General features: G+C 49.1%; 11 protein-coding genes and 1 tRNA gene. 5 read left to right on the top strand and 7 right to left on the bottom strand.

The window, feature by feature from the left end; genetic code table 11:
• The first annotated feature begins 33 nt into the window (after positions 1 to 33).
• The gene (locus BUQ91_RS06085) at positions 34 to 2196 is read left to right on the top strand and encodes a zinc metalloprotease (RefSeq protein WP_074208522.1); all 2163 of its coding nucleotides are present in this window, start codon (positions 34 to 36) and stop codon (positions 2194 to 2196) included.
• An 18-nt stretch (positions 2197 to 2214) separates the two neighbouring features.
• Positions 2215 to 4185, top strand: coding sequence for a preprotein translocase subunit SecA (locus BUQ91_RS06080; protein WP_074208521.1), 1971 nt, complete (start codon positions 2215 to 2217; stop codon positions 4183 to 4185).
• Between the two features lie 98 nt (positions 4186 to 4283).
• Here BUQ91_RS06080 and BUQ91_RS06075 read toward each other — a convergent pair whose 3' ends face one another.
• Genes BUQ91_RS06075 through nadB form a run of 3 tightly spaced genes read right to left on the bottom strand, consistent with a single transcriptional unit; the run spans position 4284 to position 7683 of the window.
• The gene (locus tag BUQ91_RS06075) at positions 4284 to 5018 is read right to left on the bottom strand and encodes a CvpA family protein (RefSeq protein WP_074208520.1); all 735 of its coding nucleotides are present in this window, start codon (positions 5016 to 5018) and stop codon (positions 4284 to 4286) included.
• Between the two features lie 12 nt (positions 5019 to 5030).
• The gene (locus tag BUQ91_RS06070; RefSeq protein ID WP_072828306.1) at positions 5031 to 6080 is read right to left on the bottom strand and encodes a serine/threonine protein kinase; all 1050 of its coding nucleotides are present in this window, start codon (positions 6078 to 6080) and stop codon (positions 5031 to 5033) included.
• Positions 6081 to 6102: 22 nt separating this feature from the next.
• A complete protein-coding gene (gene nadB, locus BUQ91_RS06065; RefSeq protein ID WP_074208519.1) occupies positions 6103 to 7683 on the bottom strand; it encodes an L-aspartate oxidase in 1581 nt (526 codons plus the stop codon).
• 157 nt (positions 7684 to 7840) lie between these two features.
• Here nadB and BUQ91_RS06060 point away from each other — a divergent pair, with 157 nt between their 5' ends.
• Complete coding sequence (locus BUQ91_RS06060) at positions 7841 to 9775, top strand: peptidylprolyl isomerase (protein ID WP_072828312.1); 1935 nt, start codon at positions 7841 to 7843, stop codon at positions 9773 to 9775.
• Positions 9776 to 9882: 107 nt separating this feature from the next.
• A tRNA-Glu gene (locus tag BUQ91_RS06055) sits at positions 9883 to 9955 on the top strand.
• A gap of 229 nt (positions 9956 to 10184) precedes the next feature.
• On the opposite strand, the gene BUQ91_RS06050 is transcribed toward BUQ91_RS06055, so the two are convergent.
• On the bottom strand, positions 10185 to 11240 hold the full coding sequence (locus BUQ91_RS06050) for a hypothetical protein (protein ID WP_074208518.1): 1056 nt from the start codon (positions 11238 to 11240) through the stop codon (positions 10185 to 10187).
• A gap of 121 nt (positions 11241 to 11361) precedes the next feature.
• Here BUQ91_RS06050 and BUQ91_RS06045 point away from each other — a divergent pair, with 121 nt between their 5' ends.
• Entirely contained in the window at positions 11362 to 12060 is a 699-nt protein-coding gene (locus tag BUQ91_RS06045; protein WP_072828321.1) for an OmpA family protein, read from the top strand.
• A 114-nt stretch (positions 12061 to 12174) separates the two neighbouring features.
• Here BUQ91_RS06045 and BUQ91_RS06040 read toward each other — a convergent pair whose 3' ends face one another.
• From BUQ91_RS06040 to BUQ91_RS06030, 3 genes are all read right to left on the bottom strand, one after another.
• Positions 12175 to 13008, bottom strand: a complete 834-nt coding sequence (locus tag BUQ91_RS06040) for a CvfB family protein (RefSeq protein WP_072828325.1) — start codon at positions 13006 to 13008, stop codon at positions 12175 to 12177.
• 74 nt (positions 13009 to 13082) lie between these two features.
• Entirely contained in the window at positions 13083 to 13616 is a 534-nt protein-coding gene (locus BUQ91_RS06035; protein ID WP_074208517.1) for a DUF5662 family protein, read from the bottom strand.
• A 28-nt stretch (positions 13617 to 13644) separates the two neighbouring features.
• Positions 13645 to 15240, bottom strand: a complete 1596-nt coding sequence (locus tag BUQ91_RS06030) for an ABC-F family ATP-binding cassette domain-containing protein (RefSeq protein WP_074208516.1) — start codon at positions 15238 to 15240, stop codon at positions 13645 to 13647.
• Positions 15241 to 15315 lie beyond the last annotated feature (75 nt).

The following is a 15315-nucleotide window of genomic DNA, read 5'->3' as shown; positions in this document are numbered from 1 at the left end:
TAATGGAATGAGCTTGCTTTGCAAGGTTTTTAGATGATTCTAGACCAACAGCGAAAGATTTTTCATGAATCGTGGTACCGGCTTGCAGAGAGTAAAATTACTTTGCGTTCGAGTGTCCACGTTCATCGCCAAGTTTATCGTGGCGTTCTGTGGTACGTTCTTTATGAACCGTTTACAAATCAGTATTACCGTTTGCCTCAAGGGGCGTACGAATTTATTTCTAAGCTGAGTTCGCATAAAACGGTGGGCGAGGTCTGGAACGAACTTTTGAATAGCGGTGCCGAGAGCGTTCCTAGCCAGGGCGAGGTCATCGAAATGCTTTCGCAGTTGTATCAGTCGAACATGCTCTTGTACGAGGGCGTGGATGATGGTACGATGTTGTTTGACCGTAACAAGAAGAATGTTCGCAAGAAGGTGAAAGCGACTCTTTTGAATATCTTCTTTTTGAAGGTCCCTGTTTTTGATCCTGAATTTCTATTGCGTAAGCTCAAGTGGCTCATCAACATTTTGTTGAGTGTGCCGTTTGCGCTTGTGTGGCTTGCTGCGATTATCGTTGCGACAAAATATGGCATTGAAAATTTCGATACGCTCAAGGATCAGACACACGGATTTTTATCGCCGTCGAATATCGGTTGGGTGTATGTCTGTACGGTGGTTGTTAAGCTGCTCCATGAATTCGGACATAGCGCCGTGGTGAAAAAGTATGGTGGCGAAGTTCACACGGTGGGCGTCATGTTCATGCTCTTGGCTCCGCTCCCGTACATGGATGCTACTGCGAGCTGGTCTTTCCGCAAAAAATGGCAACGCGTTTTTGTGGGTGCTGGCGGCATGCTCTTTGAATTCTTTATCGCTGCGGTGGCGCTCATATTATGGGCGAATCTTGGCGGTGGAATTTTAAAGGCTCTGGCATACAATGTGTTTATCATTTGTTCCATATCGACGGTGTTGTTTAACGTGAACCCGTTGATGCGTTTTGATGGATACTACATTCTCACGGACTTGTTGGATATGCCCAATTTGCAGCAACGTTCTGTTAGTCATTTGAAGTATCTGCTTGAACGTTATGTGTTCCGCAAGTACGATGCCGAAAACATTGCGGATACATGGAGCGAACGCTTTATTTACACGTTCTACGGTGTGGCGAGTGCTATTTACAGGTTCTTCTTGTTCGCAGGGCTTGTCATTGCGATTTCGGAGCATTACTTGATTTTGTCGTTCATAATGGGAACTTTGCTATGCTTGACCATGCTTGTTATCCCGTTCGGTAAGTTTATCAAGTATATATTTGCGGGGCCCGCTCTTGCGCAGGTCCGTAGTCGAGCGATTATATTGACGCTCCTTGTATTTTCGTCTCTTGTGGGCGTGTTGTTTTATTTGCCTGTGCCCGATACGTTTACGGCACCGGGGGTTATCGAGGCGAGCCGTTTCGAAAACAGCATTGTGGGCGAGAGCGGTGTCGTTGTTGGCGTGAACCATATTTCTAACGATTTTGTGCATGTGGGTGATACGCTCATGGTTCTCGAAAATCCAGAGTTGACTTATAAAATCGAAGAAAAACAGGGTGAAATTAGGGAAACGAACCAAATGTACTATCAAGCCTTGGAACGTTCTCCAGAAAATATGCATCCTATAAAAATTCGGTTGAATGTTTTGAATCAGGGTTTGGATGATCTTATAGAAAGGCAGAACAGGTTGACGTTAGTGGCTGGAATGGATGGCGTCCTTAGCACGGGTGATATTCAGAATTATGTGGGGCGTCATGTCAAGAAGGGTGATTCGATTGGAATTTTGCTTGATACGACTTCGTATGATTTTGTAGCGGTCGTAAGTCAAGAAGATGTTTCACGCTTGTTTTCGGGGACTCCGCATAAGACGAGTGTTCGCTTGAACGGCGAAGCGTTTACGGAAATTTTGACGGATAAAATTCAAGTGATTCCCACGGCCCAAGATAAGCTTCCTTCGAATGCGTTAGGCTGGCATGGCGGTGGTGATATTGAAACGAAAACGAATGGTTATTCGGAGCAAACGGCTGAACCTGTTTATTTAGTGAGAACAACGCTATTGGCCGATGACAAGCGCGCTCTTATGAAACATGGCCGTTCTGGAAAAATCCGCTTTGATTTGGGAAAGAAGCCGATTGCGTTGCAGGGAATTCGCAAGGCCCGCCAAGCTTTGCAGAAGTATTATAGGCTGTAGTCTTCTAGAGCTGCTATCATGAACTTGACGGATAATTACAGGTTGACTTCGCTCAAGCGCATCAAGAAAATCCCTTCGGGGTTAGATGCGGTTGTTTATCGTTTGGTAGGAAAGTTCAAGGAACGTTCTAGTGTCCGCCGCAAGCTGCTTAGGACTGCACGAAAAATCGATGCCATGGGGAAGGCATTTGCTTCTCTTGAATCTTCTGAATTGAAAAAAAAGCTTTTTGATATTCGTGAAAAGTTTAAGCGTCCTGTAAATGATGATGTGTTGGCCGAGGCTTTTGCTCTTGTGCAAGAATCTGTTTTGCGAGTTCTGGGGTATCGCCCTTATGTAGAACAAATTGCAGGTGCCCTTGCTTTGTACAAAGGCTATATCGCTGAGATGTCTACAGGAGAAGGTAAAACGGTAACGGCGGCAATGTGCGGTGTTATTCGCGGGTGGAGCGGTCGCCCTTGCCATGTGATTACGGCAAACGATTACCTCGCATCTCGTGACGCGCAGATTATGGGAGGCCTTTATAATTTCTGTGGCGTTTCTGTTGGTGCGGTTACCGGGGCCATGAAACCGCCTGATCGACGCGCAGGCTATGCTGCCGATGTGACTTATTCTACGGCGAAAGAAGTGCTTGCGGATTTTTTGCGTGACCGTATTGCTATGGGCAAAAGCCAAAATTTTTCGAAGAGAATTTTGGATAGCTTTACTTTACAGCAAAATGCGTTTTCGGATAAACTTGTACAGCGTGGACTTTTTACGGCTATTGTGGACGAAGCAGATAATGTGCTTATTGATGAAGCCGTTACTCCTTTGATTATTTCTCGTGAAAAAGAAAACAAGGGCTTTAATAGAACTTGCGAAATCGCTTTTGGACTTTCTAACAATTTGGTCCGCGATGTTGATTATAAAGTCGATATTAAGTTGCGAACGATCCGCTTCTTGGTCGATATGGATGAGCGCCTTGAAGAAATCCAAGATGAACTTGCCGAAAAAAATGGTGGAAATGGAGGCTTTTGCAGAGCTTCGTTCTTGAAGGATTTGGTGCGACAGGCTTTGATTGCTAGGGAACTCTTTTTCCTCGGACGTCAATATTTGATTGAAGAAGGCAAGGTTGTTATTGTGGACGAGTCTACCGGCCGTAAAATGCCGATGCGTTCTTGGAATGGCGGCTTGCACCAAATGATAGAGTTGAAAGAAGGTCTTGAATTGACGGGCCTTAAGGAAACCGAAGCAAGAATGAGCTTCCAGCGTTTCTTTAGACTGTATAAGCATTTCTCGGGAATGACCGGAACCGGGAAAGAAGCTTCCAATGAATTCTGGATGGTCTATGGAACGCCGGTGTTATGTATCCCGAACCATCGCAAGAATAAACGTAAAATTTATCGTCTAAAGACTTATTCCACTAAGGAAAGCAAACGCAAGGCTATTATGGATGAAGTTGTTCGTATCCATAAGTTGGGCCGCCCAATTTTGATTGGTACAAAGGATATTGACGAAAGTGAAACTTTCGGACGGATGCTGTCGGAATCGGGTCTTTTTTGCAAAATTATTAATGCCGTGCGCAGTGATGACGAAGCGAATATCATTGCCGAAGCTGGGAAGGCAGGCGCAATTACCGTGGCTACAAACATGGCCGGGCGTGGTACGGATATCAAGATTCCGGCTGGTGTAAAAAAAGTTGGCGGGCTCCATGTGATTGCGACGGAATGCAACATGTCGTCACGAATTGACCGTCAGCTCTTTGGGCGTTCGGCGCGTCAGGGCGATCCGGGCAGCGCAAGCCATTATGCCAGTTTTGAAGATGAAGTGCTTCGTCGAAATTTGCCTTCGCCATTGATGACGCTATTTCGACATGCGGGGCCATTGGCTTCTTTAGCGGTAAAGTGGGCGCAATATCGTGCTGGCCGTAAATCGTATCAAAGTCGTGTGGCTGTACAGCGCACCGATACCTGGCTTGAAGAATCGTTAGGGTTTAGCGGTGGCGATGTGTAAAACAATAATGAATGCGGCTGCGTTACTTAAAATTGCGCCGCTCGTTTCGAAATAACAATTGTCATGCCCGCCACCGTGCGGGCATCTCCCTTTTTCGGCTACTTTTTAGCAGAGCTTGAAGACGAAGCGGAATTGCTTGACTTGCCTTCTTCGAAGGTCTTTATTGCTGCGTCCTTAGCGGCAATAGCGGCATCCTTGGCTTTTTCGGCTGTTTCTGAGACTTTGGTTGCTACGCTATCCGCAGCATTTTTAGCGGCGCTTTTGAGCGAATCTGCGGTCTCTTCTGTCGAGCCTTTTGCTTTGTCTGTAATCGTCTTGGTAAGTTCGCTTGCTTTTTCTTTTGCCATCTTGCGGAGGTTTACTTCGTCAGAAGAAAATCCCATTGTTTCGAGCGAAGACTTGTAGACGCTGTACGAAATTGCATCGTTTCTCAATTTCTTGAGATTACCTTCGACGGGGAGCAAATGCAAAATTGTGAGCAAGATAAAGCAGGCAATGACGGCCTTGATGAGTCCGAACAAGAGGCCAAGAATGCGGTTTGTTTTGCCGACAATCGTGTTCTTGATAGAATCTCCGACTAAATGCCCGATAAACGTAAACAGCAGGAACGGAACCAAAAAGCCGATGCAAGTGCAAATAAGGTGAGATGCAAAGTCGCCAAAGGCGAAGTTCCTTGCGAAAAAATCACCGAAAAGACTTTGTGCAAAGTATGCTCCAAAAATCGCAGAGACCCATGCGCAAAATCTGAACACGCTGCCGAGTAGACCACGCCATAACCCGAGGGCACCGAAAACAAGCAGACAAGCGCTGCAAGTAATGTCTATCCAATTCATTGGACTAATCCTCTAAGTCGCAAGCTGGATGGCAATAAAAGCTGCCGTCGCAACACTCACTCCAAGTATAAATCCTATTCCATACTTAAATGTAGTTTTTTGCGGCTTCGGAGACATAACGGTATCGACGGGTTGGTCTTCGTTTACCGTGTCTGCCCACTCGGCAATGTATGGCGTCATGTCGCGTGGGTATTCCTTCATGATGTCGGCAAGCTCGTTTGCTGCATCGCATGCCGAGGAAGGGCGTTTGCTTGCTCGCTTGTTGAGCAACTTCAACACGAACTTGCGGAGTGGCTTGGGTACATCGTCCGGGAAAACTTCGAGCTTGAATTTCATCTTGAGGATGTTTTCGCGCGTTTCTTCGAAGTCCTTGCCGCGGAAAAGATTTTCGCCGATGAGCATTTCGCTTGCGATGATGCCTACGCTATAGAGGTCACTTGCGTAATTGACCTTTTCACCCATGATTTGCTCGGGGCTCATGTAGGCGGCGGTGCCGATGATGCAGCCGGTCTGCGTAAGTTCCTTGCCGATTTCGAGAGGCGTTTCGGTATGGGCGATTCCAAAGTCCAGAAGGCGTACGCGGCCGTCTTTGTCAATCATCATGTTTGCGGGCTTTAGATCGCGATGAGTGACTCCGTTGCGGTGGGCGTGGCTTAATGCACTTAAAAGTTCGTACAAGATTGTCTCGACAACCCAAATGGGCGGTCGCTTGTTCCTTAAGAGCAAGTCCTTGAGGCTTGAACCTTGTACGTATTCCATGGACATCGTATAATTGCCGTCGCTATCTTTCCAGAGAGCGTACGGTTGGATGATGCTAGGATGGTTCAAGTGGGCGAGGATGCTCCCTTCTTGCAGGAACCGCTTGATATACACATCTTGCTGGTTCAAGTTCGAATGGAGTCTTTTGGCAACGACAAGTCGGTCAAGCGAAGGGTCTCTGCAAAGCCACAGACTGCCCATGGCTCCGCTGTTTAGAGCTTGTATGGGTTTGTATCCGCCAATTTTGGACGGTAGTTGATCCTTTACTTTTTTCCTCGATTGTGTTGCCTTGACTTCTTCCATGCGTCCCTATATAGAAAAAGATTTATTTCTTGTCGCTCAAGTAAATGCTCTGGTGCTTTGTCTTCGGGTCCTGATTGGGGTAATCGAGGATGTAGTGAAGCCCGCGAGATTCTTTGCGACGGAGGGCTGCAATGAGAATCATCTTGGAAACCTGCAATGCGTTGAGGAATTCAAGGAAGTGCAAGTTTTCTGTTTCTTTGTTCTTGATGGCGGTATCGACATCCTTCTGGAGTTCTTCGATGACCTTGAGACCTTGGTTGAGGCCTGCCACCGTGCGCACGATGCCGCAGTGGGTCCACATCATGTCCTGGAGCATCTTCTTGCGCTTCTTCCAGTAGGCGGCCTTTGCAAAGCTGACCGATTCCTTCTTGGACTTAGATACGTTCAACTTTTCCTTGGCGATGCCGCTCTTTTCGATGTCATCGACCGCGCGGATGGCAAATACGACACTTTCCAAGAGCGAGTTCGATGCGAGACGGTTTGCTCCATGAACGCCCGTTGCAGCGACTTCGCCGCAGGCGTAGAGACCCTTGATTTCGGTGCGGGACCAAGTATCGACGAGAACGCCGCCGCACATGTAGTGGGCTGCCGGAACGACCGGGATCCATTCCTTGGTGATATCGATGCCTGCGTCCATGCATTTAGAATAAATGTGCGGGAAGTGGCTCTTGATATCCTTCGGGGTACGGCCGGAAAGGTCGATGTACATGTGGTCCTTGCCGAGACGCTGCATTTCGCTGTGGATGGCACGTGCAACGATGTCGCGGGGGGCGAGGGAGTGCAGCGGGTGCACTTGGTTCATGAATTCTTCGCCCTTGTCGTTCTTGAGGATGCCGCCGAAACCGCGAACCGCTTCGGAAATGAGGAACGGCTTCTTGAACTTCGGTGCGTACAAACTCGTGGGATGGAACTGCATGAATTCAATGTCTTGAAGGGCTGCACCTGCGCGTGCTGCAATCGCCATGCCATCGCCACAGCTGTCGGGCGGGCAAACGGTGTACTGCCAAATGCGACCTGCACCACCTGTAGAAAGGATGGTGGCCTTTGCAAAAATGCTTTCGACTTCGCCGGACTTCTGGTGGATAATCTTTGCCCCGATGCAACGCTTTGCCTTGCCTTCGCCTTCGCAAATCAAGTCCTTGATGTAGCAGTTTTCAAGGTAGTCGATGTTCTTTTGCTTGTGAAGTTCGCAAAGGAGCGCGCGCATGATTTCTTTACCGGTGAGGTCTGCGGCGTGCAAAATGCGGTGGTGGCTGTGTCCGCCTTCGAGGTGGAGGTCAAACTGCGTTTTGTCCTCGGGGGACGGTGTGAACTGGACGCCCCACTTCACGAGTTGCTTGATAGTCGTGGGACCGTTCTTCACGAGAATTTTCACGGAGTCCTTTTTGCAAAGACCTGCACCTGCTTCGAGGGTGTCTGCCACATGGAATTCAAATTTGTCTGTTTTTTCGGTGACAGAGCAGATACCGCCCTGTGCATAGTTTGATGAGCCGTCCGGTTTTGCTCCTTTGGTTAGGATAACTACGTGGAAACCTTTTTCTGCCGCGTGGAGAGCTGCGCTCAATCCAGAAATGCCGGCACCCAGAACCAAAATATCGTACATGAGATACTCCAAAGGAATTGATGTATTTTTTATGTCCAATAAATAGAAAAAATAGGGCTTTTCGGCATTATATTTGGCTTGCAATTTCGATAAAATAAAATGCAAACATTTTTTTTTGCTATTTTTCGTGCGACAAAATTTTAATGGAGTTGTCTCTATGTTAACGTGGATTAATGAAAAAGCCAAGTGGGTAATTGTGATCTTTGCTGCCGGTATCGCCATCGGTCTTCTCGCCATGGACCGTGTTCCGGATCAGGGACGTAGCTATCCTATCGGCGTTGTCAATGATACCAAGATTTCTTACACGGACTTTGATTCTCGCGTGAAGATGATCGTGCAGAATCAGTACCAGAATCAGCACTTGGACGACGAACAGTACTCCCAGCTCCGCGCTCAGGTGTTCTCTAGCTTCGTCCGTCAGGCTCTTTTTGCTGAACAGTTCGAAAAGGCCGAACTTAACGCCTCGGTTGCAGAACTCAAGAACGAGTTCAAGCGCAATTCCGACGCTGTTCGCGGTCGTTTGGTTCAGGAAGCTCAGGCTCGCCTCTATGCTATCCAGCAGCAGGCTACCTCTCAGGAAGACTTGATGCAGCGTTCTCAGGCCTACATCGCTTCTTTGCCGAAGTTCCTCACGGACACGACTTTCAACAAGGCTGATTATGACGCTTGGATTGAAACTCCGGCTGCATACCGCTGGAGCGCCATGCTCATGCTCGAAGACGAAATGAAGAACAACACCATTCCGGCTCGTCAGCTCCAGACTTTGATTGGTGCTTCTGTTCATCCGACTGCTCTCGAAGCCAAGTGGAGTGTTGAACGTCGCTTGACGGATTACGAACTGCAGGTGGCGGTCGCCCCGAGTGCATCGTTTGTTGTGGATAGCAACTCCGTGGATAGCGTGATGGTTGCTGGCTACTTCAAGGCTCATGCTGATAGTTTCTTTGTGCAGAAGGACATTGCTCAGTTCCAGTATGTTTCCATTCCGGTCGAAGCTACTGCAGGCGACGATGCTAGCATCCGTGAATATGCAATGACTCTTTACTACCAGCTCACCGATTCTTCTTCGACAACGACGTTCGAAGACATGGCCCGCGTTTCTTCTGAAGATCCGGGTAGTGCAGAAAAGGGTGGCATCTTGAGCGATGATTTCGTTGGCCGTGGCGCTTATGTCAAGCCGTTCGAAGACGCTGCTTTCGCTCTTGATTCAGGCAAGATTTCTGAACCGGTTCGTTCTCAGTTCGGTTACCACATCATTAAGTCTTACGGTAATGTGAAGAATGCCAAGGGTGAAGTCGAAAAGGTCAAGGTTGGCCACATTCTCCTTACGGTGACTGCTTCTTCTAATACTATTGATAGCCTCGAAAAGATCCTCACGAACATCAAGAAGGATGTCGATGCTGGTTCTGACTTGCTCACCGAAGCTCAGGCTCGCGGTCTCGAAGTCAAGACTTCTGAATGGGTTTCTCGTGATGGCAACATGGCTGCCTTTGGTTACCTCAAGGGTCTCGCTTCTTTCGCATGGCCGAACGAAAACCTCCCGAAGGAAGACAGCGAAATTTCTGGCGTGCTCAGAAACAACAAGTGGGTTGTCATTGCTAAGAAGGTTGGTTCCTTCAAGGCTGGCGAACGTAGCCTCCCGCTCTACTACGATAATATCAAGGAAACTCTCCTCAAGCAGAAGGCTGCTAAGGCTGCTGAAAACTACTTGAATTCTGTTGCCGCACAGGTGAAGGCTTACAATCCGGCTGATACCGCAGCAGCCAAGATCGAAAAGGTCGAAATCGAATCCAAGAATGCATCTGTTGAAGGTTTCGTTCCGGGCTTTGGTTACGGCAATGCTCAGGTCGCACGCGTTGTGGGCAAGGCTAAGGTCGGTGAATGGACTGCTCCGGTTGTCGCTGAAAATGGCGCCGTGATGCTCAAGGTAGTTTCCAAGAAGGCTCCGAAGATTGAAGACGTTGAAGACGCTATCAAGCAGGATGTAGACAATGCATACCGCTTTGGCGTGATGACTGCATTCAACGACTATGTTACGAATCTCGAAGCTTCTACGCCGGTTAAGAGCAACCTTGACCTCTTCTACAGAGACTAAGGGCTTTCGCGAGAGCAATGCTCTCGAGCGCGCACAAAATCCGTCAGCAAATAAATTCAATTATTGGTTGACGGATATGGCTTAAATTGCTATAATGTGCCGCACTTGCCCCCATCGTCTAGTGGCCCAGGACTCGGGATTCTCATTCCCGCAACAGCGGTTCGAGTCCGCTTGGGGGTATAAAAACGACCAACCGAAAGGCTGGTCGTTTTTATTTTCCGCATTTCGTCATCCTGAGCGTCAGCGAAGGATCCATAATTTCTTGTTTAGCTCTTGCGTTGGGGCTTGCCCCATCCATTATTTCTCGTTATGGGTAAAATGAAAGCCAGGGCTTGTTACCCTGGCTTTTCAAATGCTTTTCGCGAATTTCGCGCAGTTTCGTTAATATGCCCGCGCGTTTTGGCGTTTATTACTTGATTGTGCTGGTCAAGCGGAATGCAAAACCGACATCGCTGATTTCGTTGCCGCTATAAACACTGAACTGGAGCTTGGAATTTGCGATTTTCTTGGCCCAAGCTACGGTCCATGCCCAGTTATCGATGTTCTTTCCACCAGTGAGAGCTGCACGGTCGTTGATGTGTTCCCATTCGACGTAGAGGCTGCTCATGAGAGTGTTCATGAAGCAATCCTTTTTCGGGGTGTATTCAGCACCGAGATAGAACGGATGGTAAGAGTCACCCGGCTTCATGTATTTGTATTCCTGAGCGACATAGTTTTCTTCTTTACCATTGATGTGGCTGTCTTTTTGCGTATGGATATAGCCATATTCACCATAGAAACGTAAAAATTCAATCGGCTTGTAGCTCAAGTATGTTGCTATACGGTGGGTGATGTATGCCGAATTTTGCACGACGTCAACAGCGTTCACGCGGTAGGCGAGCTTAGCTTCGAGCGGGAAGTCGAACTTGAGGCCTTCTTCTAAGCGGAAGTAACCCGTGTTAGCCTTGTTGTCACGTGTGGCGAGCATGGCGGTGAAGTTGGAGTAACCTGTCTGCCAGCCGAGTTCAATAGCGTTGTGGCTGTAATCGCGCATCCAGAGACCGCGTGCCGTGAGGTCCTTATCGATATAGGTACCGAAGTGGGTAGACTGGGACCAGTCCGTTTTCCAGTGACCAATCTTGAGGTTCAACTTATAGGTTTCAAAATTCCACTTGTAGTTTGCCCAGTAGAGGTCGGCGAGAATCTTGTCGTAGCTCGTGGTCTTGCCGTCACCATCTTTAATCTTGTTGCCGAACTGCGGGGCAAAAATACGAAGCATCACGAGAGCGTCGAAGTTTTCGCTCTTGTACTGCCCGCCAATGTTGGCGCGGATCCAGAGGGAGCTCAAGTTGTTGTCGCGGTCTGCGATCATCTTGGTAGCTTGCGTTTGGACGTTGCCCTTGAGGCCGAATTCGCCATCGGCTGCAGCGGCTGCAGAGACGAGACCTGCAACCAAAAGTGCGCTTGTGAATTTTTTGAAGTTCATGGAATCTCCTTGTATATCGTACGGGCGCAAATCTAGAAATTTCAAAAAATATTTAAAGATAATTTGAAACTCCGTCTATCAATTTTTATTTTTGGCTCGAAAAATCAATTGGAGTACAAGAATGAGAATGATTTCACGCACCCTGCTTTCGGCGATGGTGGCAGTTTCGTTTGCATCTGCCGGAAAGCTCGCCCCGAACAAGACTCACGCTGTTTTGAATGTGACTTACACGAACAACGAGGACGTTCCGCATGCAAAGAAAAAACTCACGTTTGTGGGGCAGAACAAGGGTAAAAAGGTGGTGATTACGACGGACGTGTATGGCGAAGCCAGTTTCCATATTCCGCGTGAAGATACTTACACGATTCTCTGCGAAAGTTTGACGGGTCCGTTCGAATGTGGCGAAACTCCGTATGTGTCGCGCACGGCAAGCACGGGTGGAATTACAGTCGTCTTTGATGATACTCGTTCTGAACTCACGGGTGTTACGTTCAAGGCCGGTAGCGCAGAACTCGTTCCGGGTTCTTTGAAAACGCTCAATGCTGCCATTGCTGGCCTCAAGCGCAATCCGAAGGCTAAAATCGAAGTGGAAGGCCATACGAGTAGCGAAGGCGGTGATGAACTGAACCAGAAACTTTCTGAAGACCGCGCCAATAGCGTCCGCGATTACATGATTGAAAATGGAATCGAAGCAGAACGCGTGACTGCTGTGGGTTATGGCCCGAGCCGTCCGAGGGAAAGCAATGCTACCGAAGCTGGGCGTCGTGCTAATCGCCGCATCGAGCTCAAGGTTCTCAACGCCGACGAAGTGAATTTCTAAAAATTAAGATGCGCGGCCGTTGAGCCGCGCGAATCTTGAAAATGAAGAAAGCCGCAAATCGCTGCTTTTCAGTTGTCATTCCCGCCTCTGAGCGGGAATCTCCTTTTTAGGGGATTAAACCGCGCGAATTCCGTCTTCTTCGATCACGATTTTTTCTTCGCGGAAAAGCGTCCCGATAATTTTCTTGAACGTCTTTTTGGACATGCCGAATTCACGACGGATAGTTTCCGGATCGGTGTGGTCACCATAGGGGAGGAATCCGCCCGCAGCTTCGAGCTTTTGCAGAATGGCATTGGGGCTTTCGCTCTTCATCATGCCCTTGTAACCGACCGGTGTTAAGTTGAGCGTAATCTTTCCGTCGCTCGTGAAACGTTGGATGTAACCCGGCATTGTATCGCCGATGTAGATACGTTCCATGCCCGGTGTTGTCATGATGCGGCCCGTGTAGCGGTAATCCACAAGGCAATCGACGTAATCGGGCGTGACTTCGTATGCGGCGAGTTCTACGCGCTGGCCGATGTGCAAGTCGTTCGTGTCCGGGTCGATAAAGCTCTTGATTTTTTCAGTAGCGATAATGCGTCCGCTCTTTTCGTCTTCGAGAACAAAGACTACGCAACGGTCGCCTTTCTGCAATTCGCCAAGTTGCTGCTTGAAGGGGAGGAACAAGTCCTTGTTGAGACCCCAATCCAAAAATGCGCCGACGCGGTTGACTTCCTTGACCGTGAGCACGGCGAATTCGCCCACTTGCGCGAGCGGCTTGTCGAGCGTTGCAATCGGGCGGTCTTCGGAGTCCGTATAGACGAACACGTCAATGATTTCGCCTTCGACGAGCGTGAATTTGTTGCGGTTGCCGGGGAGGAGCACGCTTCCGCCAGTTTCGAGTTCCAGATAATAACCCTGTGGCGTGATAGATTCGACGCGTGCGCGGTTGATTCTTCCAAGTTCCATAATTTGCCTTTCCGTTCTGGTATCCCGCAGGGCGGGGGTAATGTCGCGGACATCCGCGATATAATTAAATATAGTTATTCCGTTGGCAGTTCCTTGCAATGCCGCATAAACCTAAGCGTTTCTTTTTCGCCATCCTTTGCGAGTTTCTTGAGCAGGAACAGTAACTTCTTGTAAGTTGTTTCCGTCATCTTCTCGTGCGCGGTGCTTTTCGTCAAATAAAGGAGCGGTGCTTCTTGCGTGTATGTCTCCTTGTTGTACGTCTTGGAGGCGGCCACGCGGTCGCAGAACATTTCCTTGATATAGCGGTCGGGCATATCCATCGGCACGATTTTCTTGGTCTTCATATCATAATCGTACCAAAATTCAAAGTGGTGCTTGTTGCGCCCCTTGTGGTGCATCCATGCGAGGCTCATGCCCGTATCGCGACGTTCGCCGTTGTTTGGCGATTCCTTGCCCGTGTAATATTTTGCACCCGGAATAAATTCGGTGGGGCTGTACTTCGATAAATCGTGTAGCAACCCCTGCAACCCGATACCTGCCTTAAAACAAAGTCTCATGACTTCGTTTTTGTGCTTGGTAATCGTGATGAAATGCCGAATCGGATGCATTGGTCTAACTGCCGCGAAGCGGCGCTAGTTACTTCTTCTTCGTCTTCTTGGTTTCAAGCCATTCGTCGAAGGTAATACTGCGGTCAACAACACCGTTCGGCGTGAGTTCCAAAACGCGGTTCGCGACAGTTTGGACAAATTCATGGTCCTGAGAGCAGAAGATGACCGGACCCTGGAATGCCTTGAGACCGTTGTTCAAAGCGGTGATGGCTTCCAAGTCGAGGTGAGCGGTCGGTTCGTCGAGGAGCAAGCAGTTTGCGTTCGAAAGCATCATCTTCGAAAGCATGCAGCGCACCTTTTCACCACCACTAAGCACGTTGGCGCTCTTGAGGGCTTCTTCACCGGTAAAGAGCATACGGCCGAGGAATCCGCGGATGAAGGTCTCGTCCTGTTCCTTGCTGTATTGGCGCAGCCAATCCACGAGGGAAAGGTCCGTCTTGAAGTAAGCGTCGTTGTTCTTCGGGAAGTAGTTGTAGCTGATGGTGTTGCCCCACTTGAGCACGCCATCCGGAGCTTTGATTTCTTCGGCAATGAGCTGGAAAAATGCCGTCTTGAGAGTGTCGTATTCACCGACGAGCGCGACCTTGTCCTGGTTGCCGAGCGAGAAGTCGAATCCCTTGCATATGATGCCGTCGCCGCCATCAACGGTGGCGTTCTTGACTTCGAGCACGATCTTACCCGGTTCGCGGTCCATCTTGAAGTTCACCCACGGGAACTTACGGCTGGAGGCCGGCATTTCTTCGACGGTCATCTTGTCCAAAAGCTTCTTGCGGCTGGTGGCCTGCTTGGCCTTAGCGGCATTCGATGCGAAGCGGCGGATGAACGCCTTGAGTTCTTCAATCTTTTCTTCGGCGCGGCGGTTCTGGTCCTTGCGCTGCTTCTGGGCGAGCTGGCTTGCTGCGTACCAGAATTCGTAGTTACCGCCATAAATGTTGATCTTGCCGTAGTCGATATCGCAAGTGTGCGTGCAGACAGCGTTCAAGAAGTGACGGTCATGGCTCACCACGATCACGATGTTTTCAAAACGTTCGAGGTAGTCTTCGAGCCAGCCGACGGTTTCCAAATCAAGGTGGTTCGTCGGTTCGTCCAAGAGCAAAATGTCCGGGTTGCCAAACAAGGCTTGTGCCAAGAGCACGCGGATCTTCTGACCGCCATCGAGTTCGGACATCAAGTTGTAGTGGAATTCTTCGGGAATACCGAGGCCCTTGAGGAGCACAGCTGCGTTGGAATCGGCTTCGTAACCGCCGATTTCGCCAAAGCGCGTTTCGATTTCCATGGCCTGCATGCCCTGTTCTTCGGTCATTTCAGGGAGTGCGTACAGTTCGTCGCGCTTCTTGCTAAGTTCGTAAAGTTCCGGGAAACCCATCATCACGGTTTCGAGAACAGTGTTGTTTTCGTAGGCGAAGTGGTCCTGCTTGAGGACGGCGATACGTTCGCCCGGGTCCTTCGTGACTTCACCCGTGTTCGGTTCGAGTTCGCCCGAAAGAATCTTGAGGAATGTGGACTTGCCGGCACCGTTTGCGCCGATAACACCGTAGCAATTGCCGCGCTTGAAGGAAAGGTTTACTTCCTTGAAGAGAACGCGGCTACCATATTGAAGACTGACATTAGAAACATTAAGCATGGCGCCAAAGATAGTAAATTATGGGTCGTGATTGTAGGGGGCTAGGGCATATCCTGCCCGAAAAAGCTATAATTA

The sequence above is a fragment of the Fibrobacter sp. UWB11 genome (assembly GCF_900143015.1).
Taxonomy (GTDB): Bacteria; Fibrobacterota; Fibrobacteria; order Fibrobacterales; family Fibrobacteraceae; genus Fibrobacter.
This window is presented reverse-complemented; position numbering and strand designations above follow the sequence as displayed.